Here is a 25,263-nt window from a genome sequence, read left to right as displayed (position 1 = left end):
GCCGTCCTAGGGGAGTAAGGGAATAGGGGAGTACGGGAGTAGGGGACAGTGAGCAGTGAATAGCGAATGGGGATGGAAATGTGAATGTGGATAGTAGCCGGATACTCCCCTACTCCCCTACTCCCCTACTCCCCTACTCCCCTACTCCCCTACTCCCCTACTCCCCTACTCCCCTCTAACCAATCTTGTTGGGGATCCGCGCTTCTATCCTGCTGAACGCAAAGACCAGAATACCGGTGATCATCATGTAGATCAGCGCCAGCAGCAGCAGGGGTTCATAGGTGAGATAGGTGTCCTGCCGCACCTTGGACGAAACGGCGAAGATGTCGATGACGCTGATCGTCGCCACCAGCGGCGTCGATTTCAACTGCAGCACGGTCTCCCCGGTCAGCGTCGGCAACGCCCGATAGATGGCTTGCGGCAGCCAGATGCGCCGGAACGCCTTCCAGCGGCTCATGCCGAACGCGCGGGCGGCTTCGAGTTGCCCCTTCGGCACGCCCGCAAAGGCGCCGCGCATCACCTCGCCCTCATAGCCGGCGAACGACAGGGTCAACGCCAGCACGCCATAGGGCCAGGCTTGCCGCAGATATGGCCACATCCAGGATTCGCGGATCCAAGGATATTGCGGGAACAGCGAGCCCAGGCCGTAATAAAGCAGCCATAGCTGGATCAGCAGCGGCGTGCCCCGGATCACCGTGCAGAACACCTTGGCGGGCGCGGCGAACCAGAATGAGCCGGCGGCTTGCGCCAGCCCTAGCGGCACGGCCAGCAGGAAGCCCAGGACGCAGGTGACGGCCAGGATCCACAGCGACCGCCAGATGCCGATCAAGCCCATTTCATAATATTGCGGCAGCCAGTCCCAGCGCATGAAAAAGGCGGCCGACAGAACCAGGCCGAGTGCGATCAGGATCAGCACGATGCGGTGCGGCTGCAGCCACAGCGACGTTCGCGCGACGACATTGATGATGGCGGCCTCGTTGGCCATCAGCGCGCCTCCTTGAGCGAAGGCATGCCGCGCCGCGACCATGCCTCGACCCGGCCGATGATGAGATTGGAGACCAGCGACAGCAGCAGATAGAGCACGCCCGCCGCGAAAAAGAAGGTGAAATAGGCTTTGGTGACGCCCGCCGCCTGCCGCGTCGCCAGCGCCAGTTCGTAGAAACCGACGACCGCCAGCAGCGCGGTGTCCTTGGTGGCGATCAGCCAGAGATTGGCGAGGCCCGGTATGGCGAAGGGCAGCATTGACGGCAAGGTGATGCGCCGCAACATCAGGCCCGGAGACATTCCATAGGCGCGGGCGGCCTCGATCTGGCCCTGCGGAATGGCCAGGATCGCGCCGCGTATCACCTCTGTCGAATAGGCGCCCTGGACAAAGCCGAGCACGGCGATGCCGGCGGCAAGGCCACTCACGTCGACGCGCTGATAGCCCATGGCCGTCAGCGCCTGATTGATCAGGTCGGTTCCGGCGTAATAGAGCAGCAGGATCAGCACCAGTTCGGGCACCGCGCGCACGATGGTGGTGTAGACCGCCAGGAGATCGCGCACCACCGGCCCGCCATAAAGTTTGCCATAGGCGCCGCCGGTGCCGATCAGAAGGCCGAGGCACGTGGCGCCCAGCGCGATCTCGATCGAATGGAGCAGCCCAACCAAAAGAGCCCCGCCCCAGCCTGGCGGGTAGGGCGAGAGAAGCTCGGTGATGCCGGCCGCGGAGGCCGAAAGAAGTGCGTCGATCAGCGTCGCCCCCGAAGTGCTGGCCAACCGCCGACGGCTGCGTCGGCGGCAAACATGCCTGGGAAAGATCGAGCAGGGGGCATGGCGCTGGCGCCATGCCCCACCGCTCATACGAGGATCGTCAGTTCGACTGTGCGCCGCCACCGCCGTAAATGTCGAAATCGAAGTATTTCTTCGAGATCTCGTCATATTTGCCGTTGGCGCGGATCGCCTTGATGCCGGCGTTGATTTTGCCCTTCAGTTCGGTGTCTTCCTTGCGCACGCCGGCGCCGACGCCCGGTCCGAGCACTTCGTCGTCAGGAGCGACCATCCCCTTCAAGTCGCAGCAGGCCTTGCCCTGGTCGGATTTCAGGAACTCGCCAAGCGCGATGGAATCGGCCTGAACCGCATCGAGGCGGCCGGCGGCCAGATCGTTGTTGGCCTCGTCCTGGGTCTGGTATTCCTTGATCTCCGAGGCTGTGCTGCCAAAGTGCTTCTTGGCGTAGACAGCGTGCACCGTCGAAACCTGCACGCCGACGATCTTGCCCTTGAGGTCGTCCGGGGCGGAGCCGAATTTCTGGTCCTTGGGGCCGATGATCGCGGTCGGCGTGTTATAGTACTTGTCCGAGAAATCGATCGTCTTCGCGCGTTCGGCGGTGATCGACATCGAGGAGACGATGAGGTCGATCTTCTTGGTCGTCAGTGCCGGGATGATGCCGTCCCAGGCGACCGGGGTAATGACGCAATCGAGCTTCTCCTCGGCGCAGACGGCATTGATGAAGTCGATCTCCCAACCGACCCACTTGCCCGAAGCATCGGGCGAGGTGAAGGGCGGATAAGGCTCGGCGGCGACGCCGATCTTGACCGGATCGGCCTTGGCCACGCCCATGGCGGCGACGCCGAGCAGCAGCGCTGCGGCGAATGTTTTCAGAACAGTCTTCATGTCACGACTCCCAGTTTGTTGTTGGTTCCCGGTTTTCTTCCGTCCCGGCCTGTCCTAGCCGATGTTGCGGATGAACTGCTTCAGCCTTTCGGATTTGGGAGCGCCGAAGATCTGCTCCGGCGGGCCTTCTTCCTCGACCAATCCATTGTAGAGATAGACGACATGCGTCGCGACCTCGCGGGCGAACTTCATCTCGTGGGTGACCAGCACCATGGTGCGGCCTTCGCGCGCCAGGTCGCCGATCACCTTCAGCACCTCACCGACCAGCTCGGGATCGAGTGCGGAGGTGGGCTCGTCGAACAGCATGACGCGCGGATTGATGGCCAGCGCCCGGGCGATCGCCGCGCGCTGCTGCTGGCCGCCCGACAGATAGGCCGGATAGACGTCGCGCTTTTCGGCCAGACCGACACGGGCGAGCAGTTTCTCGGCCTCGCCGATCGCCACATCGCGCTTGATGCCAAGCACATGTACGGGAACCTCGATGACGTTTTCGATCAGCGTCATGTGGCTCCACAGGTTGAAGTTCTGGAACACCATGCCGAGCTTGGAGCGGATGCGCTCGATCTGCTTGCGGTCGGCCGGGACCGTGTGGCCATGGCTGTCGGCCTTGAGCTTGATCTCCTCGCCATTGACGCGGATGATGCCGCTGGTGGGGTTTTCCAGGCAGTTGATGCAGCGCAGCAGGGTCGATTTGCCTGAGCCCGAGCCGCCGATGATGGCGATGACCTCGCCGTCGCGCGCCGACAGCGAGACGCCCTTCAGCACATGCAGCTCACCGAATCTCTTGTGCAGGTTCTCGACATGGATGGCTTCGGCGGCGCCGTCCTGCGCCGTATGTTTCAATGCGGGTGCGGCGCTTTGCGCTGTCATCCCGGATGCGGCGCTTATGGCCGTCATTCCTTCCACGCTCCGCGGAGCGTTCGAGCTCGTCGCTGCTGGTATCTTTTACCCATTACCCGTCACTGGACAGAGTTCCCATGCTCAGGATGGACCGTTCCGCTTGCCTCCGTCAACCATGGTTTTTGGACTATTGATCACAGCTTGCTGTAGTGGTTAGTGGCGCCAACCGACGTTCAGGGAGAATTTAGTGGGCAAATCATACGGGTCGCAGTCCATGGCCGGACCCCTGAAACGCGTGTTGATGCGATCCGCCACGAGCGCCATGCGTCATGCCAGGGCACAGGAATGGCACTATGGTCCGGGGTTCGATCCGCAGAAGGCGGCGGCCCAGCATGAGCAGTTGACCAGCATGGTCGCGGCTTCCGGCGCCGAGATCGAATGGCTGACGGACGCCGATGACGGGCTGGCCGATTCCGTCTTCACCCATGATCCGTCGCTGATGACCGATCATGGCGCGATTATCCTTTCGATGGGCAAGGCGCTGCGCCGTGCCGAGCCCGGTCTGCACGAGGCAGCTTACAAGCGCATGGGGATCCCCATTCTCGGCCGGATCGACGATCCGGGCCAGGTGGAAGGCGGCGACTGTGTCTGGGTCGACGCAACCACGCTGGCCGTCGGTCGTGGCGTACGCACCAACCAGGACGGCATCCAGCAGCTTTCGAACCTGCTCTCGCCTAAGGGCATTTCGGTCTTCGGTTTCGATCTGCCGCTCTGGCACGGCGAGGAAGCCTGCCTGCATCTGATGTCGGTGATCAGCCCGCTCGCCGACGATCTGGCGCTGGTCTATGCGCCCTTGCTGCCGGCCGCCTTCTACCAGATGCTGCGGGCGCGCGGCATCAAGCTGGTCGAGGGCGATGCCGACGAGTTCTTCGCCTCCAGCGGGCTCAGTCTCAATGTGCTGCCGACCGCGCCGCGCCAGATCATTGCCGTTGCCGGCTTTCCCAGGACGGCGGCCGCCATGGAAGCGGCCGGCTGCACGGTCGCCACCTTCGATGCGGATGCGCTCTGCATCGCCTGCGAGGGCGGTCCGACCTGCCTGACGCGCCCGGTGCTGCGCCAATGATCGCCACTGGGGCCACCACTGGGACGACGGTCGGGGAGGCGTTGATTTCGCTGCTCGAAGCGCATGGCGTCGACACGGTGTTCGGGATTCCGGGCGTCCACACGGTCGAGCTCTACCGCGGGCTGGCGCGCTCGAAGATCCGCCACGTCACGCCGCGTCACGAACAGGGCGCCGGCTTCATGGCCGATGGCTATGCGCGCGCCAGCGGCAGGCCGGGCGTCGCCTTCGTCATCACCGGACCGGGGCTCACCAACACCATCACCGCCATGGGGCAGGCACGCGCTGATTCGGTGCCGATGCTGGTCATATCCGGCGTCAACGCCATGCCGACGCTGGGCAAGGGCCTCGGCCATCTGCATGAACTGCCGGATCAGCGCGGCATGATGGAGAAGGTGGCGCTGTTTTCGAAGCGCGTCACCGAGGCCAGCGAATTGCCCGCTGCTCTGGCGCAGGCCTTCGCCCTGTTTTCATTGGCCCGGCCCGGCCCGGTGCATATCGAGATCCCGACCGACGTCATGGTCAAGCCGGCGGATGGCATCGCTGCCATGCTGAGCAATGTGACGCCACCCGCGCCGGAAGGTGCCGCAATTGCCAGCGCGGCCAAACTCATCGCTGCCGCGCGCCGCCCGCTGATCCTGGTCGGCGGCGGCGCCAAACGCGCCGGGGCGCCATTGCGGCGTCTGGCCGAGCGGCTGGGAGCGCCGGTCGTCCAGACCACCAATGCGCGCGGCCTGCTGCATGGTCATCCGCTTTGCGTGCCGGCCAGTCCCAGCCTGAAGACAGTACGGGCGCTGATGGCCGAAGCCGATCTGGTCATTGCCGCCGGCACCGAATTCGGCCCGACCGACTATGACGGCTACAGCGATGGCGGCTTCGTCCTGCCCGCCAATCTGATCCGCATCGATATCGGCGCGGACCAGATTGCCCGCCGCCCGGCAACCGTTTCGATCCAGGCCGATTGCGCCGAGGCGCTCGAAGCGCTGCTTCTGGAAACGGGCCATGTCCGGGCAAGCGAGGGCGGTCCGTCGCGCGCCGCTACTACACGAAAAGCAGCCTTTGCCGAGCTCAATCCGACCCTGCAGGCGCAAGTGCGTGCCGTCGAGATGATCCGCGACACCTTGCCGGGCGCGCTCATCGTCGGCGATTCGACGCAGCCGATCTATGCGGCCAACCTCTATTACGACCACGACCGCCCAGGCGGCTGGTTCAATGCCGCCACCGGCTTCGGCGCGCTCGGCTATGGCCCGCCGGCGGCGATTGGCGCGGCCCTTGCGATACCCGATGCGCCGGTTGTCTGCCTGACCGGCGACGGCGGCTTCCAGTTCACGCTGCCGGAGTTGGGCGCCGCGCTCGATGCGCGGGCGCCGGTCATCTTCATCGTCTGGAATAACAGAGGCTACCGCGAGATCGAAACCTCCATGCTCGATGTCGGTGTCGAGCCCGTCGGCGTATCGCCGGCGCCGCCCGATTTCTGCAAGCTGGCCGAGGCCTATGGCATCGGCGCCGAACGGCTTGCCGATATCGACGCTCTCGCGGACGCGTTGAAGCGCGCCCGGGCCACCGGACTGCCGCGCGTCATCGAAATCACGGTTGACTGAAGGACGGTGCTACGTATTTCCCGTCTCGACGGCCCTGAACCACGGCCGGCCGGTGGGCGGACGCATGCAAAGACGCGACAACTGCCATGTCGAGATGTCAATTGAGTGATGGCGCAAAAGGCGCGACGCTTCGCGTCGGCGGCACAGAAACGACCTAACGACAAAAAAATGACAGGAGCGTCCAAGATGACGGAAACACTTGAAGGCAAGCATATCGTCGTGACCGGTGGAACCGGTGCGCTCGGCGGTGCGGTTGTCGGCAAACTGCTGAGTGACGGCGCGATCTGCCATGTGCCCAACGCCCATGCTGCCGCCCCCACGCATTTCCCCTTTACCACGCATGACCGTGTCCAGCTGGTGCACAACGTCGATCTCTCGGACCCTGCCAAGGTCGAAGCGTTCTACAGCCAGGTTCCAGGCCTTTGGGGCTCGATCCATCTGGCCGGCGGCTTCACCTCGGCACCTGTTGAAAAGATCGAGTCGGCGTCCTTTGCCGAGATGATGGACACCAATGCGCGCACAGCCTTCCTGTGCTGCCGCGCCGCGGTACGCTCTATGCTCGCATCGGATACCGCGGGCCGTATCGTCAACGTCACCGCGCGCGCCGGGCTCGATCCGCGACGCGGCGCCGGCATGGTCGCTTACGCCGCCAGCAAGGCGGCGGTGGCAGCCATGACGGTGGCGATGGCCGAAGAGCTGAAGCACAAGGGCATCCTGGTCAATGCCGTGGCGCCGTCGACACTCGATACGCCGGCAAACCGCGCCGACATGCCGGATGCCGATGTCACCAGATGGGTCAGCCTCGAAGCCGCCGCCGAGGCCATCGCCTATCTGGCATCGCCGGCCAATCTGGCGATGAGTGGTACGCTGGTGCCGCTTTACGGCAGGGCGTAACCTTCCACCCTTTACCGCGGTCAAAGAAAAACCCCGCCGGATTGTTCCGGCGGGGTTTTGTTTTCGAGCCTGTGCGAAAACTTCGCTTCGAAGGGCTTCGCGGTGCGAAGGGCTTAGCTGCCCTGCTTCTTCAGCGCGGCACCCAGGATGTCGCCCAGCGAAGCGCCGGAGTCGGTCGAGCCGTACTGAGCGACCGCTTCCTTCTCTTCGGCGATTTCCAGCGCCTTGATCGAGACCTGCAGCTTGCGGGTCTTCTTGTCGAAGGCGATGACGCGCGCGTCGACCTTCTGGCCGACGGTGAAGCGCTCGGGGCGCTGCTCGTCGCGGTCACGGCTCAGATCGGAGCGCTTGATGAAGGTTTCGATGCCGCTGTCGACCAGCCGCACTTCCAGACCGCCATCCTTGACGCCGATGACTTCACAGGTGACGACCGCGTTCTTGCGCAGTTCGCCTGAAGTCGCCGCTTCGCCGACCGTATCCTTGGCCAGCTGCTTGATGCCGAGCGAGATGCGCTCCTTGTCGATGTCGACGTCGAGCACCTGCGCCTTGACCATGTCGCCGCGATTGTACTCTTCGATGACCTGCTCGCCCGGACGCGTCCAGTCGAGGTCGGAAAGGTGCACCATGCCGTCCACGTCGCCTTCGAGGCCGATGAACAGGCCGAACTCGGTCTTGTTCTTGACCTCGCCCTCGACCTGGCTGCCGACTGGATGGCTCGAGGCGAAAGCCTGCCACGGATTCTCGAGCGTCTGCTTGAGGCCGAGCGAGATGCGGCGCTTGGCCGGATCGACCTCGAGCACCACCACGTCGACTTCCTGGGTCGTCGACAGGATCTTGCCGGGATGCACGTTCTTCTTCGTCCACGACATTTCCGAAACGTGGATGAGACCCTCGATGCCCGGCTCCAGCTCGACGAACGCGCCGTAGTCGGTGATGTTGGTGACGGTACCCTTGATCTTCTTGCCGATCGGGAACTTGGTGCCGATCTCGGACCACGGATCGCTCTCGAGCTGCTTCATGCCGAGCGAGATGCGGTGGGTTTCCTGGTTGATGCGGATGATCTGCACCTTGACCGTCTGACCGATGTTGAGGATTTCGGTCGGATGGTTGACGCGGCGCCATGCCATGTCGGTGACATGCAGCAGGCCGTCGATGCCGCCGAGGTCGACGAACGCACCATAATCGGTGATGTTCTTGACGACGCCTTCGACAACCTGGCCTTCTTCGAGGTTCTGCACGATTTCCGAACGCTGTTCGGCGCGGCTCTCCTCAAGCACGGTACGGCGCGACACCACGATGTTGCCGCGGCGGCGATCCATCTTGAGGATCTCGAAGGGCTGCGGGTTGTGCATCAGCGGGGAGACGTCGCGGATCGGGCGGATATCGACCTGGCTGCGCGGCAGGAAGGCCACGGCGCCGTCGAGGTCGACGGTGAAGCCGCCCTTGACCTGGTTGAAGATGACGCCTTCGACGCGCTCACCCTTGGTGAACTTCTCTTCGAGACGGACCCAGCTCTCTTCGCGGCGGGCCTTTTCACGTGAAAGCATCGCTTCGCCAAGCGCGTTTTCGATGCGCTCGACATAGACTTCGACGGTGTCACCGACCTTGAGGGTGGTGTCCTTGCCCTTGACGCCGAATTCCTTCAGCGGCACGCGGCCTTCGACCTTGAGGCCGACGTCGATGATAGCCATGTCTTTTTCAATGGCGGTGATGATGCCCTTGACGACCTGACCTTCGCCGGAATGGCCGGCGGTAAAAGATTCTTCGAGCAGGCTCGCGAAATCGTCGCGAGTGGGATTTGCAGCTGACATTGTTTCTCCTGGAGTGCCCCGCATCTAAAAGCGGGACGGGCGCCGTGGGTTAGCGTTGCGTTGGCCTGCCGGCGTTCCGGGCTACAAAAACCCTGGGCCGCTCTTTAAGCGGCAATTCCGGCGCATGAAGAATGCTGGCAGGCTGGTTCGTGCCCGATATGGGTATTTTCTTCGCCTCCGACAACGGAATACGAGGGAAAACCCGGATCAGGCCTTGTCTCTTTTGGCCAGCACGTCGTCTATGATCGCCATGGCTGCAAGAAACGCGGCTTCTATAGCCATTTCGCTGGTATCAAGCAAGTGCGCGTCGGCCGCCGGCTTCAACGGTGAGTCCGCTCGACCCATGTCGCGCTCGTCGCGGCGCACGATATCGGCGAGGATCTCGGTGAAATCAGCGGTGCCGCCGATGCTTTCGATCTCCGACAGCCGGCGCTGTGCCCGCACCTCCGCGCTCGCTGTCACATAGAGTTTGATGTCGGCGTCGGGGCACACGACGGTGCCGATGTCGCGCCCATCGAGCACCGCACCCGGCGGCGTCTTGGCGAAGTCGCGCTGCTTTTCGACGAGGATGCGCCGCACCGTCGGGTACACCGCGACCTTGGAGGCAGCCTCGCCGACGGCATGCGCCGACAGCACCGCGCGGTCGAGCTTCGCCAGATCGACCTGGCGGGCAGCGGTTTCGGCCGCCGAGACATTGTCGAGCGGCAGCGCGTGCTGGATCAGCGCATAGGCGACGGCGCGATAGGTGAGGCCGGTGTCGAGCAGGTTCAGCCGGTAATGGTCGGCGAGTCGGCGGGCGAGGGTGCCTTTGCCGGCGCCGGCCGGGCCGTCGATAGCGATGGTGAAGGTGTGAGTCATTGGCGGGCCGCCGCGATTGACAGGTGCGATGAAGAAGACGGGCGCCGAGATTCTTCACCCCCTCTGTCCTGCCGGACATCTCCCCCGCAAGGGGGGAGATCAGCCATCACCGCTGACTTAGCCAATCGCCAATATTGCAGGATTGAATGGAGCGCCAAAGCCGCCAATCTCCCCCCTTGCGGGGGAGATGTCCGGCAGGACAGAGGGGGGTGCTGTCCCGCCAGCGTTGCAGTCTGGTCCCAAGCCATCGACTAGCCGATCTCCGCGCCCAGCCCCGTCATCAGCCCCATGAACTCCGGAAAGCTCGTCGCAATCATCGCGGCGTCATCGATCGTCACCGGCTTTTCCGTCGCCAGCCCCATGACCAAGAAACTCATGGCGATGCGGTGGTCGAGATGGGTCTGCACGGTCGTGTCCTGGCCGTTCGGATGGCCACCCAGCCCCTTGCCGCCCGGTTTTCCGCGCACGGCGAGCGAGGCCTCGCCCTCGGTGCAGTCGACGCCGTTGAGCTTCAGCCCGTTGGCGACGGCCGACAGCCGGTCGGATTCCTTGACGCGCAGCTCTTCCAGTCCCTGCATCAGCGTTTCGCCCTCGGCGAAGCTGGCAGCGACCGCAAGCACGGGGTACTCGTCGATCATCGACGGCGCCCGCTCGGGCGGCACGGTGACGCCCTTCAACTCGGAGTAGCGCACGCGCAAATCGGCGACATCTTCGCCACCGGCGTTGCGCGGGTTCAAAATGTCGATCTTGCCGCCCATTTCCTGGAGCGTCAAAAGCAGGCCGGTGCGGGTCGGGTTCATCAGCACGTTTTCGATCACAATGTCCGATCCCGGCACGATCAGCGCGGCCACCAGCGGGAAGCCGGCTGAGGAGGGGTCACCCGGCACCGCGATGGTCTGGCCGGTCAGTCTGCCCTGGCCTTCGATGAAGATGTGGCGCACGCCGCGTTCGTCGGTTTCGACCGACAGATTGGCGCCAAAACCCTTTAGCATCTTTTCCGTGTGGTCGCGTGTCATTACCGGCTCGATCACCGTGGTAATGCCGGGCGTGTTGAGGCCGGCGAGCAGCACCGCCGACTTTACCTGCGCCGAGGCCATCGGCACACGATAGGTGATCGGGGCGGCATGCTTTGGCCCATGCAGCGTAATCGGCATGCGGTCGCCCGGCGTCGCCTTCAACACCTGCACGCCCATCTGGCGCAAGGGTTCGAGTACGCGGCCCATCGGCCGGCCGGACAGCGAGGCGTCGCCGATGAAGGTCGTTTCCATATCATAGGTGCCGACGAGGCCCATGGTGAGCCGCGAGCCGGTGCCGGCATTGCCGAAATCGAGCGGCCCTTCCGGTTGCAGCAGCGCGCCGTTGCCGGTGCCGCGGATCACCCACTCGTCGCCGTTCTTCTCGATATGTGCGCCCATAGCCTTCATGGCAGCACCTGTGCGCATCACGTCCTCGCCTTCGAGCAGGCCGGTGATGCGGGTCTCCCCGGAGGCGAGGCCGCCGAACATGAAGGAGCGGTGCGAGATCGACTTGTCGCCCGGCACGCGCGCGATACCGCAAAGGGCTGGGGATTGGCGGGCGGTGGCCGGCTTGGGCGCGGCGGCGTGAGACATGGAAATTCCCTGGACGGAATGCCGGCAGGCCGGCGCTTTTCATTTGTTGCGGCGGTCTCGTATCACGGCGGGCCGAAATGGTCATCCCCCATGGTCGTCACTGACGCGACGCCTTTCAACGTATGGTTTTGTGACGCCGGCTTTTCGCTTTGACAGCGCTGCAAACTGTGGTTAAGGGGACCACTCTTTTATTGACGAGGCTTGCCGTGGCAAAAACCGAACTTGGCACAAAACGTATCGACCCGGAGACGGGCCGAAAATTCTACGACCTGAACAAGGACCCGATCGTCTCGCCCTACACCGGCAAGACCTATCCGCGTTCCTATTTCGAGGAAGGCAAGATTGCCGCCCTCGAGGAGGAAGAGGAAGTGGCCGAGAAGGAAGTGGACGCCGAGGAAGAAGAGGGCGTCGAGGTCGTCTCGCTTGAAGAGGCCGACGAGGACGCCAAGGGCGACGACCTGCCGGATCTCGGCGACGACGAGGATGACGTCGACCTCGGCGACGACGAGGATGACACCTTCCTCGCCGACGAAGAGGAAGAAGATGACGACGTTGCCGACATGATCGGCGTCGGCGACGACGACGACGAGGTCTGATCGGCCTTGAAAGCGGGCGTTTGCGGGCTTTCGTAGCCTGCGAAGAAAAAGCGGCTCTTGAAGGCTTGATATTGACGAAAGGCGGGGTTAGAAGCCGCCTGCACTAACGGCGCGGTCTCCAACCCGCGCCGGATCTCTTCGCCGGAAACGGCGCCGGTTGACTGCCGGAAGTGGGGCCATAGCTCAGTTGGGAGAGCGCTTGAATGGCATTCAAGAGGTCGTCGGTTCGATCCCGATTGGCTCCACCAAACAGTCCCTCTGCAATTCGCAGCCGATGAATGTGTGGTACTGCGGTCATCTGCGTTTGATGGTCAGTTCAGGCAACGCCGCTGAAAGCGCCCCCATCAAACGGAACGAACCAGCCATTTCTCGAGAGCAACTGTTCGCCGGACAAAGTCTTCACTGTTCATGGAGCGCTTAGAGACTGGAAGCCGGCCCGATCACCACTCGGCGAAGGAGCCGTCTTTGTGGCGCCAGACAGGGTTGCGCCAGCGGTGGCCTTCCTTGGCGCGTTCCTTGACATACTCCTCGTCGATCTCGACACCCAGGCCCGGGCCGTCGGGAATGGCGACATAACCATCCTCGTAGCGGAAGACATCCTTGTTGGCGGCATAGTCGAGCAGGTCGTTGGCGGCGTTGTAGTGGATGCCGAGGCTCTGCTCCTGGATGAAGCAGTTGTAGCTGACCGCGTCGAGCTGCAGGCACGCGGCAAGCGCGATCGGCCCGAGCGGGCAGTGCGGCGCCACGGCCACATCATAGGCTTCCGCCATCGCCGCGATCTTGCGGCATTCGGTGATGCCACCGGCATGCGACAGATCAGGCTGGATGATGTCGACGACGCCTTCCTCGAACACGGATTTGAAGTCCCAGCGGCTGTAGAGCCGCTCGCCGAGCGCGATCGGCGTCGAGCCAAGCGCGGCGATCTCCTTCAGCGCCTCGCGGTTTTCGCTGAGCACCGGCTCCTCGATGAACATCAGCCTGTAGGGCTCCAGTTCCTTGACAAGGGCACGCGCCATCGGCCGGTGCGCGCGGCCATGAAAATCGACGGCGATGCCGATGTTGGGTCCGACAGCCTCGCGCACCATGGCGACGCGTTCGACAGCCGCGTCGATCTTGTCGTGGCTGTCGACGATCTGCAACTCCTCGGTGCCGTTCATCTTCAACGCCAGGAAACCGCGTGCAACCATTTCCTTCGCACCAGCGGCCACTTCGGCCGGCCGGTCCCCTCCGATCCAGGAATAGACCTTGATCGTGTCGCGCAGCTTGCCACCGAGCAACTCATGCACGGGAACGCCGAGCGCCTTGCCCTTGATATCCCACAGCGCCTGGTCGATGCCCGCAATGGCGCTCATCAGGATCGGCCCACCGCGGTAGAAGCCGCCGCGATGCATCACCGTCCAGTGGTCCTCGATCAGGCGCGGGTCCTTGCCGATGAGATAATCGCCAAGCTCCTTGACCGCTGCCTCGACGGTCAGCGCCCGGCCTTCGACGACCGGCTCGCCCCAGCCGGTGACGCCGGCATCGGTTTCGATCTTCAGGAACAGCCAGCGCGGCGGGACGATGTAGGTGGTGAGCGAGATGATTTTCATGCGCAGTCTCAGTTGCTTTTGAGTTTCTTGGCGCTGACGAGGTCGCGCGCCGCGAGGTCGAGGATCTTGTTTGCGGCCCCACGCGCCGCCTCGGCATTGCGCATGCGCAGCGCTTCGACCACCTCGCGGTGCGCCGCCACGGCCTCCATGCGCCGGTCGAGCGAAATCACCGCCGTCGCCTCGAGTGAGAATTTCAGCCCGGTGTCGATGAGATTGCCAATCTGGCGAAAGATCGGGTTGTGGCTCGCGGCATAGACGATCTGGTGGAAAGCGATGTCGCTGCGCGAGAAGGCGGCGAGATCCTCGCCGGCGCTGGCCATGCCGCGCCATGCCGCTTCGAGATCGGCTATTTCCTGCAGCGTTGCGCGCGTGGCCGCCAGTTCGGCGACCAGCGGTTCGATGGCGCGGCGCGTTTCAAGAATGGCGTCGAAGAGCTTGTCGTCCAGCGCGTGCGGCGCGTGCCAGGCAAGCACCTGCGGGTCGATGATGTTCCAGTCGTCCTCGTTGCAGACGATCGTGCCAACGCGCGGCCGCGACAGCACCAGCCCCTTTGCCGCCAACACTTTCAGGGCCTCGCGGATGACAGTGCGGCTGACACCATATTCGACGCCGAGTTCGTTTTCGGTCGGCAAGGAGGATCCGGCCGGGTAGCGTCCGGAAAAGATGTCCGAGGCCATTGCCTTGGTCACATCGGGCATGACGCGCGGGCGGCGAGTGGCTGTGTCGCCTTGCGGTTTCTTCAAAGTCCCGGTCACCTCAGCCCTCCTCCAAGGCGGCGAACCGCTAGTTTCGCACAACCGGTCCGGCCTTAACGGATGCGGATCAATTGCGCCAGCGATCACTGGTCAGAGCATGTACATTAATTATCATACCAGATCAATTGACGAGTATGATAAAAGCGATTAGAGACTCCGGCGTCCGGGCTGAGCGCCCGGTCTATCGCTGGGAGGTAATCATGCGACTTTTGAAGACCGCGCTCGTCGTGGGCGCGCTTGCCGTGCTGTCCGTCACGACCATCGCTGCATATGCTCAGGACACCAAGATCGGTTTCATCGTCAAGCAGCCCGAGGAGCCGTGGTTCCAGGACGAATGGAAGTTCGCCGACCAGGCCGCCAAGGAGAAGGGCTTTACCCTGGTCAAGATCGGCGCCGAGGACGGTGAGAAGCTGATGTCGGCGATCGACAATCTCGGCGCCCAGGGCGCCCAGGGCTTCATCGTCTGCACACCGGACGTGAAGCTTGGCCCCGGTATCGTCGCCAAGGCCGCCGCCAACAATCTCAAGCTGATGACTGTCGACGACCGTTTGGTCGGCGCTGACGGCAAGGCGCTGGAAGACGTGCCGCATATGGGCATTTCGGCCACCAAGATCGGCGAAGCCGTCGGCCAGGCGATCGTCGACGAAATGAAGGCGCGCGGCTGGAAGGCCGGCGAGGTCGGCGCGATCCGCGTCTCGTATGACCAACTGCCGACCGCCGTTGACCGCGTCGAAGGCGCCATCTCGGTGCTGAAGGCAAACGGCTTCAAGGCCGAGAACATCTTCGACGCCCCTCAGGCCAAGACCGACACGGAAGCTGCCCTCAACGCGGCGACTGTCGTGCTCAACGCCCATGCCGACATCAAGAAGTGGGTCTCCTTCGGCCTCAACGACGAGGCGGTGCTCGGCGCCGTGCGTGCAGCCGAAAGCGTTGGCATTCCGGCGGACGCCATGATCGGTGTTGGCATTGGCGGCGCGGATTCGGCGATCAACGAGTTCAAGAAGCCGACGGCCACCGGCTTCGTCGGCACCGTGATCATCTCACCGAAGCGTCATGGCTACGAGACGGCGCTCAACATGTATGACTGGGTTGCCAACAACAAGGAACCGGAGAAGCTGATCCTGACCTCGGGTGCACTCGCCAAGCGCGACGACTACCAGAAGGTCCGCCAGGGCCTCGGCATCGAATAATCCTCCCTGTACAAACAGGCGGCGGCTCATCCCGTCGCCTGTTTACCATTCCATAAGAGGATCGCTGCCCGTGTCCTTTCTCGACTTCTCGCACGTCACCAAGACCTATCCGGGCGTCAAGGCGCTGTCGGACGTCTCGTTCGGTGTCGACAAAGGCGCCGTGCATGGCCTGATGGGCGAGAACGGCGCCGGCAAATCCACCCTGATCAAGATCCTGTCCGGCGACCAGCATGCCGATGAGGGCGAGATCCGCATCGACGGCAGGGTTCAGGCCTATACCTCGACCCGGGATGCCTTCGACAATGGCGTCATTGTCATTCATCAGGAACTGCAACTCGTTCCTGAACTCACCGTTGCCGAAAACCTCAGCCTCGGTCGTTTCCCCGCCAACGCCGGCATCATCGCCGGCCGCCGGATGCTGGACGACGTCGGCGCCAAGCTGAAATCGGCGGGTATCGACATCGACATGCGCCGCAAGATCAAGGCGCTGTCCATCGGCGAACGCCAGATGGTCGAGATCGCCAAGGCGGTCATGCTCGACGCACGCGTTATTGCGCTGGACGAACCGACCTCGTCACTGTCCTCGCGCGAAAGCGAAATCCTGTTTGCCCTGATCGACCGCCTGCGCGGCGAGGGCAAGGTCATCATCTACGTCTCGCACAGGCTCGACGAAGTGTTCCGGCTCTGCGACAGCCTGACCGTGCTGCGCGACGGCAAGCTCGCGGCGCACCATGCGTCGCTGAAAGGCGTCACCCGCGACCAGGTCGTCGCCGAAATGGTCGGCCGCGAAATCTCCGACATCTGGGGTTTTCGCCCACGCAAGGCAGGCGATATCAGACTGAAGGTCGAGACCCTGTCCGGAGCCAAGTTGAAGACACCGGCCAGCTTCGAGGCTCGCGCCGGCGAGATCGTTGGTTTCTTCGGCCTGATCGGCGCCGGGCGCTCGGAACTGATGCGGCTGGTCTATGGCGCCGATCCCCGCTCGGGCGGCACCATCACCGTCGACGGCAAGCTGGTCCGCGCCACCGATCCGCGCGGCACGATCCGGGCCGGCATCGTGCTGTGCTCCGAGGATCGCAAGCATGACGGCATCATCCAGGGCCGCTCGATCCAGGAGAACATCAACATCTCGTCGCGGCGCCATCACACGCGCTTCGGCGTGCTCAACCGCGCCAGCGAGATCGCCACCGCCGAAACCTTCATCAAGAAGCTCAAGGTGCGCACGCCGTCGCGCAAGCAGGACATCATCAATCTCTCCGGCGGCAACCAGCAGAAGGTCATCCTTGGCCGCTGGCTGTCCGAACAAGGGGTGCGGGTTCTCATTGTCGACGAACCGACGCGCGGCATCGACGTAGGGGCCAAATCGGAAATCTACGAATTGCTCTACCAGCTTGCGCAGGACGGCATGGCGATCGTCGTGGTCTCGTCCGAACTGCCGGAAGTGATGGGCATCTGCGACCGTATTCTGGTGATGTGCGGTGGCCGCGTCAGCGCTGAACTCACCCGCGACCAGTTCGCCGAAAGGGCGATCCTGGCCGCCGCTCTCCCCGATCAGAAAACTCCCGACGCGATCGCATCCTGAGGACTTTGGCATGACCGACCAGTTGAAAAAAATCCTGCTCGGCGAACAGGGCCTCGTCGTCATCTTCGTCGTCGCCTTCGCGCTGGTGTCGGCTCTGGTGCCGAACTTCCTTACGGACCGCAACATGCTCGGCCTGCTGCAGTCGGTGGTCACCGTCGGCATCGTCGCCTGCACCATGATGTTCTGCCTCGCCGCGCGCGACTTCGACCTGTCGGTCGGTTCGATCGTCGCCTTTGCCGGCATGGTCGCTGTGATGGCGTCGAATTACACCGGCTCGATCCTGCTCGGGTTGCTGGCGGCGGTCGCCTGCGGCGGTTTCGTCGGCTTCATCAACGGCGTCGTCATCGCCAAATTCCGCATCAACGCGCTGATAACGACGCTGGCCACCATGCAGATCGTGCGCGGCCTCGCGCTGATCGCGTCCGACGGCCGCGCCGTCGGCATCAACAGCTCGGATTTCTATCAGCTGGCGCTGTCGAAACTGCTCGGCATACCGACGCCGGTCTGGGTGCTCGCTATCCTGTTTTGCATCTTCGGCTTCGTCCTCAACCGCACCGTCTTCGGCAAGAATACGCTGGCCATCGGCGGCAATCCGGAGGCCTCGCGTCTTGCCGGCGTCAATGTCGACCGGACGCGCATCTGGATTTTTGCGCTGCAGGGCGTCGTCTGCGGCATCGCCGGCATCCTGCTGGCGTCGCGCATCACCTCCGGCCAGCCCAACGCGGCGGTCGGGCTCGAACTCTCGGTCATCTCGGCCTGCGTGCTCGGCGGTGTTTCGCTTGCCGGCGGCCGCGCCACCATGTCGGGCGTCATCGTCGGCGTGCTCATCATGGGCATCGCCGAAAACGCCATGAACCTGCTCAACATCCCGGCCTTCTACCAGTACATCGTACGTGGCGTGATCCTGCTGCTGGCCGTGCTGCTCGACAATCTGCGCTCGTCGGCACTGGGCCGGCGCTAAGCTGGAGGGACAAAAATGGCTGAGCGCCTTTCCGGCAAACGCATCTTCCTGACCGGCGCCGCGCAAGGCATCGGGCTGGCCATCGCCGAGGCCTGCCTTGCCGAAGGTGCAAGACTGTTCCTCGTCGACCGCGACGGCGCACTGCTGGACAAGGCCGTCGCCGGCCTTGCCGCGCCGCACGGCCATGTCGGGCATGCGGCAGCCGACATCAGCGACGGAGCCGCGATTGCCACTGCCGTCGGCCAAGCGACCGACGAAATCGGCCACATCAACGCGCTGATCAACAATGCCGGGGTCAATGTGTTCTCGACGCCGCTCAAGGCGACCGAGGAAGAGTGGAACCGCAATTTCGACGTCAACGTCAAGGGCGCCTGGAATTGCAGCAAGGCTGTGCTGCCGGGCATGATTACAAGCGGCGGCGGTGCCATCCTCAACATCGCCTCGACGCACAGCTTCACCATCATTCCGCACACCTTCCCCTATCCCGTCGCCAAGCACGCGCTGCTCGGCCTGACCAAATCGCTGGCGCTCGAATATGCGGCGCAAGGCGTGCGCGTGAACGCGCTGGCCCCCGGCTATGTCGAGACGCAGAAGGCGATCGACTACTGGAACAGCTTTGCCGATCCGGCCGCAGCACGCGCCAACACCATGGCGCTGCACCCCGGCGGCCGCATCGCCACGGCGCGCGAGATCGCGCGGGCTGCGGTGTTCATGATTTCCGACGAGTGCCCGTTCATGAACGCGGCGACGCTCGTCGTCGATGGCGGGCTGAGCCAGCTGCAGCATCCCGCCTGAACGCCGGAAAGACCATGACCAAGAGACGATCGCAGCACTGGTTCGGCGGGCTGGGCAAGGATGCCTTCATCCACCGCAGCTGGATGAAGAACAACGGCCTGCCCGACGATGCTTTCGACGGCCGGCCGGTGATCGGCATCTGCAACACATTCTCCGAATTCACGCCTTGCCACGTCCATTTCCGTGGCCTGATCGAGCACATCAAGGCGGGCGTCCTGGAAGCCGGCGGATTGCCGCTGGAATTCCCGGTCTTCTCCTGCGGCGAATCCAATCTGCGGCCGACGGCGATGCTGTTTCGCAACCTCGCCTCGATGGATGTCGAAGAAGCGATCCGCGGCAATCCGATGGATGGCGTGGTGTTGATGGCCGGCTGCGACAAGACCACGCCGTCGCTGGTCATGGGTGCGGCATCCTGCGACCTGCCGTCGATCGTCATCTCCGGCGGGCCGATGCTCAATGGCCGCTTCCAGGGCCGCGAGATCGGCTCCGGCACCGATGTGTGGAAATTCTCGGAGGATGTCCGCGCCGGCGTGATGAGCGAGCAGGACTTCGCCAATGCCGAGAGCGCCATGTCGCGCTCGCCCGGTCACTGCATGACCATGGGCACGGCCTCGACCATGGCCTCGATGGTCGAGGCGCTCGGCCTGGCGCTGCCGGGCAACGCCGCCTATCCGGCGGTCGACGCGCGCCGCAGCCGCATCGCCCGCATGACGGGCCGGCGCATCGTCGAGATGGTCGATGAGGATCTCTGCCTGTCGGCCATCCTCAAGAAAGAAGCCTTCGCCAACGCTATCCGTGTCAATGGCGCGATCGGCGGCTCGACCAATGCGGTCGTGCATCTCATCGCCATTGCCGGCCGCGTCGGCACCGAACTGACGTTGGACGATTGGGACAGATATGGCCGCGACGTGCCGACCATCCTCGACCTGATGCCGTCCGGCCGCTTCCTGATGGAGGATTTCTGCTACGCCGGCGGCATTCCGGCCGTCATGAAAGAGATCGCCGATCTGCTCGATCTCGACGCGCTGACGGTCACCGGCAAGACTGTGCGCGACAACATCGCCGATGCCCAAAACTACAATCCGGAGGTGATCCGCCCGCGCGACAAGGCGCTCACTCCCAATGGCGGTATCGCGGTGCTGCGCGGCAACCTGGCGCCGGACGGCGCCATTATCAAGCCGTCAGCCGCTTCGCCAGCCCTGATGAAGCATCGTGGCCGCGCCGTCGTGTTCGAGGACTTCGACGACTATAAGGCGCGCGTTGACGATCCCTTGCTCGACATCGACGAGACGTCGATCATGGTGCTGAAGAATTGCGGCCCCAAGGGCTATCCGGGGATGGCCGAGGTCGGCAACATGGCTCTGCCTCGGAAGCTGCTGAAGCAAGGCGTCCGCGACATGATCCGCATCTCCGATGCCCGCATGTCCGGTACCGCCTTCGGCACCGTCGTTCTGCACGCTGCACCGGAAGCCGCCGTCGGCGGTCCGCTGGCGCTGGTCAGGAGCGGCGACTTCATCGAACTCGATGTCGAAGCAAGAAAGCTGCATCTCGACGTGTCGGAACAGGAACTGGCGCGGCGTCGTGAGTCCTGGCTACCGCCCGTCCCAGCGATGCGCGGCGGCTATCAGGGTCTCTATGTCGACCATGTTCTGCAGGCGGATCGCGGCGCCGATCTCGACTTTCTCGTCGGATGCCGTGGCCATGCTATCCCTCGCGAAAGCCATTGAGGCCGACCTGCATGCCCAATTTCCAGCCTGACGATTTCCACGGCATTCACGCCATTCTCTACGCGCTGTTCGACAGCGACGAAAAACTCGACCGCGCAGCGATGCGCAGGCAGGTCGAGATTTGCCTGGCGAGCGGCGTGCACGGCATGGCGGCGCTCGGCCTGGCGACGGAAGTCGCCAAGCTGACCGACGCCGAGCGCCGGACGATCATGGACTGGACAGCCGAAGACACCGCCGGAAAAGTGCCGCTCGCCTTCACCATCTTTGGCTCTTCGGTGGCTGAGCAGGTGGCACAGCTTCGCCATGCTGAAAGCGTGGGAGCGGATTGGGTGATCCTGCAGCCGCCGCCGGTTGGGTCCTATGGTGCGCCGGAATACATCAAGTTCTTCGGCCGCGTTGCCGAGGCGACCGATCTGCCGGTGGCGATCCAGAACGCGCCGGCGTTTTTCGGGCGCGGCCTTTCATCAGACGAAATCCGTGACCTCGTCACGCTGTATCCCAACGTAAGGCTGATCAAGGGCGAGGGTCCGGTTACCGACATCGCCGGGCTGATCGAGCGCACCGATGGCCGGATACCGGTTTTCAACGGGCGTGGCGGCCTGGAACTGATCGACAATTTCCGCATCGGTTGCCGCGGCATGATCCTGGCGCCGGATTGCGCCGACTATGCCGTGCGCGCCTATCATGCGTTCCGCGCCGGAGGCGAAGCCACGGCCGAGGCTGAATATGCAAGAATGTTGCCGGCAGCGGTCTTCGTCATGCAAGGCATCGAAAACTTGATCTGCTATGGCAAGCGGCTGTTCGGCGCCCGCGCAGGCATCCCGATACACGACCGGGCTCCGGCGATGCGGCCCAGCGAGCCTGGCCTCGCGATGGTGGAGCGCTTTGCGGTTGATCTCGGTCGGTTGCCTGGCTGAACGGCAACTGCCTTTCAATAGGTCGTCCGCCCACCCGACAGGTCGAACGTGGAGGCGGTTGTAAAACTGTTCTCCTTGGAGACGAGCCAGGCGACCATGGCGGCGGCCTCGTCGACCTCCAGCAGGCGGCCGCGCGGAATGCGCGAGCGCATATATTCGATATGCTCCGGCGTCAGCTGTTCGAGAATGCGCGTCTGCGCCGTGGCTGGCGAGATGCAGTTCACCGCGATGTCGTACTGCGCCAGTTCCTTGCCGAGCGACTTGGTCAGGCCAATGACCGCCGCCTTCGAGGCCGAATAGGCTGATGCGTTGGGGTTGCCCTCTTTGCCGGCGACCGAGGCGATGTTGACGATGCGCCCGTAATTGCGCTCCTTCATTCCCGGAACCACCGCCCGGTTGACGTAGAACGTGCCGTTCACATTGACGTCGATGACCTTCTTCCACGTCTCGATGTCGTAGACGTCGAGCGGGGCGGCCGGGCCCGCGATCCCGGCGGAATTGACCAGAATGGAAATCTTGCCGGCGCGCTCTTCGGTCCTGGCGCGCGCGGCATCCACCGACGCCCAGTCGGCGACATCCACCAATTCTGTCGAAGCGGCGCTGCCGAGTTCTTCTCGTGCGGTCTCGAGACGTGCCTCATCGAGGTCCCACAAGCTGACCGTCGCGCCGGAGGCAACGAAGCGTCTGGCCATCGCGAAGCCGAGGCCCTGGGCGGCGCCGGTGACGACAGCGTGCTGGCCGTCAAGATCGATGCTGTTCATGTCGAGCGGTTCTTTCCGTTTGAGATTTTTCGTGGGCGCCCGCCGGCCTGTGCAGGCGGGCGATATCGCTACATGGTCGCGCCAAGGCTCCACGGCACGAACTCGTTGTCGCCATAGCCGAGCGCTTCCGACCTGGTGCGCCCGCCGGATGCCACGCGCAGGATCTCGGCGAAGATTTCCCGGCCCTTCTCGGCCAGCGAGACGCCGTCCAGTACATCCCCGCAATTGATGTCCATGTCCTCGCGCATCTGCTCGAAGATAAAGGTGTTGGAGGCAAGCTTGATCGAGGGCGTCGGCTTGCATCCGAAGGCCGAACCGCGGCCGGTGGTGAAGCACAATATGTTGGCGCCGCCGGCGACCTGCCCGGTGGCCGAGACCGGGTCGTAGCCGGGCGTGTCCATGAAGACGAGGCCGCGCTCGTTGATCGGCTCGGCATATTCCAGCACCGCGCGCAGATTGGTGGTGCCGCCCTTGGCGGAGGCGCCGAGCGATTTCTCCAGGATGGTCGTCAGCCCGCCCAGCTTGTTGCCGGGCGAGGGGTTGTTGTTCATCTCCATGTCGTGCCTGGCGGTATAATCCTCCCACCAGCGGATGCGTTCGATCAGCTTTTCACCCACTGCGCGGCTCTCGGCGCGCAAGGTGAGGAGATGTTCGGCGCCATAGATCTCCGGCGTCTCCGAAAGCACGGCCGTGCCGCCTTGCGCGACAAGCAGGTCCACCGCCGCGCCAAGTGCCGGATTGGCGCTGATGCCGGAATAGCCGTCCGAGCCGCCGCATTGCAGCGCAAGCACCAGTTCGGAGGCCGGCTGCGGCGTCCTTTCGGCAGCGTTCACCGTAGGCAGCATGTCGACGATCGCCTTGACGCCGGCCTCGACTGTCTTTCGCGTGCCGCCGGTTTCCTGGATGGTCATCGTGCGGAAAATCGTGCTCTCCTCGATGTTGTACGACTGCATCCAGCGTGGGATCTGGAACGCTTCGCAGCCGAGTCCGACCATCAGCACGCCGCCGATATTGGGGTTCGTGGCAAAGCCCCATTGCGTCCGTTTCAACAGGTCGTAAGCGGGGCCCTTGGTGTCGATGCCGCAGCCGGTGCCGTGGACGAGGGCGATGATGCCGTCGACATTGGGATAGTCGCGCAGGATGCCAGACCGGTTGACCTCGTCGGCGATGAACCGGGCGACGCTTGCAGAGCAGTTCACCGAGGTCAGGACGGCAATGAAGTTGCGCGTGCCCACCTTGCCGCTCGGCCGGCGGTAACCCATGAAAGTAGCGCGCTCGGCCTCGGCAACGACCTCGGTTTGCCTGGTATTGGTGCCGAAGACGTAGTCGCGTTCGAAATTGCGCAGATACACATTGTGCTCGTGAACCCAGTCGCCGGCGACGATGGATCCCCGCGCAAAACCAATGGTCTGGCCGTATTTCACGATCGGCTCGTCCGAGCCGATGTCGCGGAAGGCCATTTTGTGCCCGCGCGGTATGCGTGCCCTGGCCGCCACGTCCCCGGCTTTTTCGCCGATCTTCAACGGATCGACCGCCAGAAGAATGTTGTCGATATCCGACAGCTTGATGAACCGTGCCATGAACCCAAACTCTGAAAAAGGCCTCCCCGACAAGGAGCGTCGAGAGGCAAAAGTGATTTAGAATACTAATATAACAGAATGTCAGCGGTCAAGGTGCGGTTGCGAAAGGCTTGGACTGCAGGGGCGTAGTGGCGGATCGGTTAGGTGAGCGTGCAATGAGTGCGCCTTGCGGCGCAGTTTGAGGGCGGCAAACGGCTGGATGAAACTACGGACCGCCGCACGCCCGGGACACGGTCAATCGAGATGGAAGACCTCTTGCATGGCCGCCCACCATTCGCCGTCGGCGCGCGTCGGTAGCGGCGTCTGCATGGGGTCGCACAGTTCCCACCATTTGCGCATGGCCGGCGACTCGCTCATCCGCGCCGCATCCCTGGCGAAGTCGGTGCCGTGATACTCCCAGGAGGCGAACAGAAGGTTCTCCGGTTCGCGCAGGAAGATCGAATAGTTGCGGATGTCGGCGCGACTGATGACGTCCAGCACCTCGGGCCAGACGGCGGCGTGGACGCGCTTGTAGTCCGCGATCGCCTCGGCTTTCACGCCGATACAAAGCCCCATTCTTTGCATGCCGGTTGCTCGCGAGGCTTCAGTCGAGAAGGTCGGCGGCGACTTCGAGCGTGTTGCGGAACGACGTCTCGAGATGATGTTCCATGGCCCTTGCCGCCCCCTCGGCGTCGTGGCGCTTCAGCGCGTCGAAAATGGCCTCGTGCTGCTCGATCGTCTGTTCGCCATAACCCGGTCTTGGGATGGCGAGATAGCGTCCGCGGTCCATCTGTGCCTTCGAGATGTCGACGGCTCTCCAGATCATCGGCAGGCCGCAGATCTCGGCTATGGTGCGGTGGAAGACATCGTCGAGTTGTATCGCGGTGGCATATCTGCCGCGCGATATGGCAAGCCGGTGCGCCGCCATGTTGTCTTCCAGCAATTCGCTGGCTGCCGCTGTGAACTTGGCGGCCGCGCGTCGGGCGCTTTCCATCTCCAGGGCCCGCCGGATGACATAGGCTTCTTCCAGGTCGGCCCGGCTGATCGGAGCGACATAGGTGCCGGTCTGTGCCAGGATTTTGACCAGGCCCTCGTCGCTGATGCGCTTGACCGCTTCGCGAACGGGGGTGCGAGACACCCCCAGGGCCTCCGCGATGGCGACCTCGTTGATCACCTCCCCCGGCTTCAGCTGCCCGACGACGATCAGGTTGCGGATCTTGTGGTAGATCTGATCGCGGAGCGGAAGAGCCCGATTGAGCGTCGAAGGATCCAGGTCCATTGCAAATCCGTGTCTTCGTTCACCAGAAATGGCCAGATAATACTAGAATGTCAATTGGAACGCATCCAATGGAAGCGTCGGGTGTCGGTGACACGATGCCCATAACGACCGCCGGAATCCAGCTTGCCAGAACTGTTATATTAGTGCAATAGTCATCGTCCGCGG

Annotated in this window: 23 protein-coding genes and 1 tRNA gene; 11 read left to right on the top strand and 13 right to left on the bottom strand. The window is 63.6% G+C overall.

Going from position 1 to position 25,263, the window contains the following annotated elements; genetic code table 11:
- Positions 1-175: 175 nt before the first annotated feature.
- The 4 genes from NKK51_RS03615 to NKK51_RS03600 all read right to left on the bottom strand — a co-directional run bounded on the left by NKK51_RS03615 (position 176) and on the right by NKK51_RS03600 (position 3,523).
- Complete coding sequence (locus tag NKK51_RS03615; protein ID WP_023811509.1) at positions 176-985, bottom strand: ABC transporter permease; 810 nt, start codon at positions 983-985, stop codon at positions 176-178.
- Complete coding sequence (locus NKK51_RS03610) at positions 985-1,650, bottom strand: ABC transporter permease subunit (protein ID WP_032909264.1); 666 nt, start codon at positions 1,648-1,650, stop codon at positions 985-987. Before NKK51_RS03610 ends, NKK51_RS03615 begins: the two co-directional genes overlap by 1 nt.
- A 202-nt stretch (positions 1,651-1,852) precedes the next feature.
- A complete protein-coding gene (locus NKK51_RS03605) occupies positions 1,853-2,653 on the bottom strand; it encodes a transporter substrate-binding domain-containing protein (RefSeq protein WP_352551243.1) in 801 nt (266 codons plus the stop codon).
- Positions 2,654-2,707: 54 nt separating this feature from the next.
- Complete coding sequence (locus NKK51_RS03600; protein WP_023811512.1) at positions 2,708-3,523, bottom strand: ABC transporter ATP-binding protein; 816 nt, start codon at positions 3,521-3,523, stop codon at positions 2,708-2,710.
- 244 nt (positions 3,524-3,767) lie between these two features.
- Here NKK51_RS03600 and NKK51_RS03595 point away from each other — a divergent pair, with 244 nt between their 5' ends.
- From NKK51_RS03595 to NKK51_RS03585, 3 genes are all read left to right on the top strand, one after another.
- Positions 3,768-4,616, top strand: coding sequence for a dimethylarginine dimethylaminohydrolase family protein (locus tag NKK51_RS03595; RefSeq protein ID WP_128302804.1), 849 nt, complete (start codon positions 3,768-3,770; stop codon positions 4,614-4,616).
- Positions 4,613-6,214, top strand: coding sequence for a 5-guanidino-2-oxopentanoate decarboxylase (locus NKK51_RS03590; protein WP_352551241.1), 1,602 nt, complete (start codon positions 4,613-4,615; stop codon positions 6,212-6,214). The genes NKK51_RS03595 and NKK51_RS03590 overlap by 4 nt, the downstream gene beginning before the upstream one ends.
- Before the next feature lie 186 nt (positions 6,215-6,400).
- A complete protein-coding gene (locus NKK51_RS03585; RefSeq protein WP_023811515.1) occupies positions 6,401-7,108 on the top strand; it encodes an SDR family NAD(P)-dependent oxidoreductase in 708 nt (235 codons plus the stop codon).
- A 113-nt stretch (positions 7,109-7,221) separates the two neighbouring features.
- Here NKK51_RS03585 and rpsA read toward each other — a convergent pair whose 3' ends face one another.
- The 3 genes from rpsA to aroA form a co-directional block, all read right to left on the bottom strand.
- On the bottom strand, positions 7,222-8,919 hold the full coding sequence (gene rpsA, locus NKK51_RS03580; RefSeq protein ID WP_023811516.1) for a 30S ribosomal protein S1: 1,698 nt from the start codon (positions 8,917-8,919) through the stop codon (positions 7,222-7,224).
- Positions 8,920-9,126: 207 nt separating this feature from the next.
- Positions 9,127-9,777 carry a (d)CMP kinase gene (cmk, locus tag NKK51_RS03575; RefSeq protein ID WP_352439795.1) on the bottom strand — a complete coding sequence of 217 codons (651 nt, stop codon included), beginning with the start codon at positions 9,775-9,777 and terminating at the stop codon, positions 9,127-9,129.
- A gap of 251 nt (positions 9,778-10,028) precedes the next feature.
- A complete protein-coding gene (aroA, locus tag NKK51_RS03570; protein ID WP_352551239.1) occupies positions 10,029-11,387 on the bottom strand; it encodes a 3-phosphoshikimate 1-carboxyvinyltransferase in 1,359 nt (452 codons plus the stop codon).
- Between the two features lie 206 nt (positions 11,388-11,593).
- On the opposite strand from aroA, the gene NKK51_RS03565 reads away from it, so the two are divergent.
- On the top strand, positions 11,594-11,983 hold the full coding sequence (locus tag NKK51_RS03565; protein WP_023811519.1) for a TIGR02300 family protein: 390 nt from the start codon (positions 11,594-11,596) through the stop codon (positions 11,981-11,983).
- Positions 11,984-12,155: 172 nt separating this feature from the next.
- Positions 12,156-12,231: transfer RNA gene (locus tag NKK51_RS03560), tRNA-Ala, on the top strand.
- 192 nt (positions 12,232-12,423) lie between these two features.
- Here NKK51_RS03560 and dgoD read toward each other — a convergent pair.
- Positions 12,424-13,572, bottom strand: a complete 1,149-nt coding sequence (gene dgoD / locus NKK51_RS03555; RefSeq protein WP_352551237.1) for a galactonate dehydratase — start codon at positions 13,570-13,572, stop codon at positions 12,424-12,426.
- Between the two features lie 8 nt (positions 13,573-13,580).
- The gene (locus tag NKK51_RS03550) at positions 13,581-14,327 is read right to left on the bottom strand and encodes a FadR/GntR family transcriptional regulator (protein ID WP_352551235.1); all 747 of its coding nucleotides are present in this window, start codon (positions 14,325-14,327) and stop codon (positions 13,581-13,583) included.
- A 200-nt stretch (positions 14,328-14,527) separates the two neighbouring features.
- On the opposite strand from NKK51_RS03550, the gene NKK51_RS03545 reads away from it, so the two are divergent.
- From NKK51_RS03545 to NKK51_RS03520, 6 genes are all read left to right on the top strand, one after another.
- Positions 14,528-15,517 carry an arabinose ABC transporter substrate-binding protein gene (locus NKK51_RS03545; RefSeq protein WP_352551233.1) on the top strand — a complete coding sequence of 330 codons (990 nt, stop codon included), beginning with the start codon at positions 14,528-14,530 and terminating at the stop codon, positions 15,515-15,517.
- A 70-nt stretch (positions 15,518-15,587) separates the two neighbouring features.
- Positions 15,588-17,099, top strand: coding sequence for an L-arabinose ABC transporter ATP-binding protein AraG (araG, locus tag NKK51_RS03540; RefSeq protein WP_352551231.1), 1,512 nt, complete (start codon positions 15,588-15,590; stop codon positions 17,097-17,099).
- Between the two features lie 10 nt (positions 17,100-17,109).
- Positions 17,110-18,060 (top strand): L-arabinose ABC transporter permease AraH, encoded by a 951-nt coding sequence (gene araH, locus NKK51_RS03535; protein ID WP_352551229.1) that lies wholly within the window; start codon positions 17,110-17,112, stop codon positions 18,058-18,060.
- Between the two features lie 15 nt (positions 18,061-18,075).
- Positions 18,076-18,855, top strand: a complete 780-nt coding sequence (locus NKK51_RS03530; RefSeq protein WP_128302811.1) for an SDR family oxidoreductase — start codon at positions 18,076-18,078, stop codon at positions 18,853-18,855.
- Positions 18,856-18,869: 14 nt separating this feature from the next.
- Complete coding sequence (locus NKK51_RS03525) at positions 18,870-20,582, top strand: IlvD/Edd family dehydratase (protein ID WP_352551227.1); 1,713 nt, start codon at positions 18,870-18,872, stop codon at positions 20,580-20,582.
- A gap of 11 nt (positions 20,583-20,593) precedes the next feature.
- A complete protein-coding gene (locus NKK51_RS03520; protein WP_352551225.1) occupies positions 20,594-21,499 on the top strand; it encodes a dihydrodipicolinate synthase family protein in 906 nt (301 codons plus the stop codon).
- A 14-nt stretch (positions 21,500-21,513) separates the two neighbouring features.
- Here NKK51_RS03520 and NKK51_RS03515 read toward each other — a convergent pair whose 3' ends face one another.
- The 4 genes from NKK51_RS03515 to NKK51_RS03500 form a co-directional block, all read right to left on the bottom strand.
- Positions 21,514-22,260, bottom strand: a complete 747-nt coding sequence (locus NKK51_RS03515; protein ID WP_352551223.1) for an SDR family NAD(P)-dependent oxidoreductase — start codon at positions 22,258-22,260, stop codon at positions 21,514-21,516.
- 68 nt (positions 22,261-22,328) lie between these two features.
- Positions 22,329-23,840 carry a UxaA family hydrolase gene (locus tag NKK51_RS03510; RefSeq protein ID WP_352551221.1) on the bottom strand — a complete coding sequence of 504 codons (1,512 nt, stop codon included), beginning with the start codon at positions 23,838-23,840 and terminating at the stop codon, positions 22,329-22,331.
- A gap of 234 nt (positions 23,841-24,074) precedes the next feature.
- Complete coding sequence (locus NKK51_RS03505; protein ID WP_352551219.1) at positions 24,075-24,404, bottom strand: L-rhamnose mutarotase; 330 nt, start codon at positions 24,402-24,404, stop codon at positions 24,075-24,077.
- Between the two features lie 19 nt (positions 24,405-24,423).
- Positions 24,424-25,098 (bottom strand): GntR family transcriptional regulator, encoded by a 675-nt coding sequence (locus NKK51_RS03500; RefSeq protein WP_128287601.1) that lies wholly within the window; start codon positions 25,096-25,098, stop codon positions 24,424-24,426.
- Positions 25,099-25,263: the final 165 nt, after the last annotated feature.

This window comes from Mesorhizobium sp. M0011, from assembly GCF_040324155.1.
Classification (GTDB): domain Bacteria; phylum Pseudomonadota; class Alphaproteobacteria; order Rhizobiales; family Rhizobiaceae; genus Mesorhizobium.
The sequence above is the reverse complement of the archived record's forward strand: the minus strand, read 5'-3'. Positions and strand labels throughout refer to the sequence as shown.